This is a genomic window from Romboutsia maritimum (assembly GCF_002251085.2).
GTDB lineage: Bacteria > Bacillota > Clostridia > Peptostreptococcales > Peptostreptococcaceae > Romboutsia_B > Romboutsia_B maritimum.
The window spans coordinates 1-1,311 of the sequence record NZ_NOJZ02000079.1; the positions used below are offsets into that span (position 1 = coordinate 1).

At 26.4% G+C, this 1,311-nt stretch carries 2 protein-coding genes; one reads left to right on the forward strand and one right to left on the reverse strand.

The window, feature by feature from the left end; translation table 11 throughout:
* Nucleotides 1-152 precede the first annotated feature (152 nt).
* Nucleotides 153-857 (forward strand): Fic family protein, encoded by a 705-nt coding sequence (locus tag CHF27_RS13750; protein WP_095405281.1) that lies wholly within the window; start codon nt 153-155, stop codon nt 855-857.
* A gap of 293 nt (nt 858-1,150) precedes the next feature.
* On the opposite strand, the gene CHF27_RS14775 is transcribed toward CHF27_RS13750, so the two are convergent.
* Nucleotides 1,151-1,309: a Mor transcription activator family protein gene (locus CHF27_RS14775; RefSeq protein ID WP_408638587.1), complete on the reverse strand. Its 159-nt coding sequence runs from the start codon at nt 1,307-1,309 to the stop codon at nt 1,151-1,153.
* Nucleotides 1,310-1,311 lie beyond the last annotated feature (2 nt).

The following is a 1,311-nucleotide window of genomic DNA, read 5'->3' on the forward strand; positions in this document are numbered from 1 at the left end:
AAGAACTTGAAAAGAAACTTTTAGAAAGTCAAAAGGACAAGTTTAAATAATAAAGAAAAAGGGTAAATTAACCAACTCTCTATAAAATCTCTTTGTTTTAGCTATAGGGAGAAGTCAATTTAGGGATTAAATAAAAGCAGGTGGAATAGATAATGAAAGATAAATTTATATCAACTTTATTAGAAACTAAGGAATTTAAAAATTCATTGTATGCGATATTAAAGCATAGTTTCTTATATCATTCAAATAAGATTGAGGGTAGTAAATTTACAACAGAAGAATTAGCTTTATTATTAGATAAGGATGTAGTGACAGGGAGACATACTCTAGACGATGTACAAGAAACTGTTAATTCTAGCTATGTATTTGATACAATAATTGAGACTTTAGGAGAGAAAATAAACGATAGTTTTTTAAAAAAACTGCATTCAAGTTTAATGTTTAATACAACAATGCATGTCAGAGGTTATGCGGGGATATATAAAACAATACCTAATATGATTATAGGAACAAAAGCGAAAGTCGCTCAACCTTTTGAAGTACAGTCTAAACTAGATGAACTTTTAGAGTGGTATTATAATTTAGATAATATAACCTTAGAGAATATATCAGAGTTTCATTACAGATTTGAACTTATACATCCATTTCAAGATGGAAATGGTCGTATAGGAAGATTCCTAATGTTAAAACAAATGCTAGAAAATAATCTACCAATGAAAATAATTTCGTGGGACACAGAAGACTTATATAGAAGTTCTTTAAATATATGCAGTGAAGGGAATTATAAACCATTAGAAAATTATATAGATGGCTTGGAAGATTTTAGAGTTGAATATAAATTTTTATGGGAATTTTAATAAATGGCATTTTAAACTCAAATTTAACCTATATAGATGTAAACACCTTTAGTTAATTGAAAATTCATCTAAAAGGATATAAATGGATATTTTTCATATTTAAAAAGCTATTATATATCATCTAAAAATACAATTTATATTTAGATGATATATAATAGCTAAAGTAATCAACTGCGACATATTAGGGATTTATCATTAATTCTTTAGAATAAGTAAAAGTCTTAATATGAGAAATTGTAGTTTTTATAGTTTCTAAACAAATGAAACGCCATAAAATTTAGCATTAACTATAATTAGTCAGACTTAATTTTCTTATTAATAATTGATCTAACATAACTCTCACTCATGTTATACTTGCTTGCAAGTTTTTTTATATTAGCACCATTAAACTCTGCAACTATTTCTCTATCACGAGCCTCTTTGTATACCATCTTTTCAGTAGGAAAATACACAG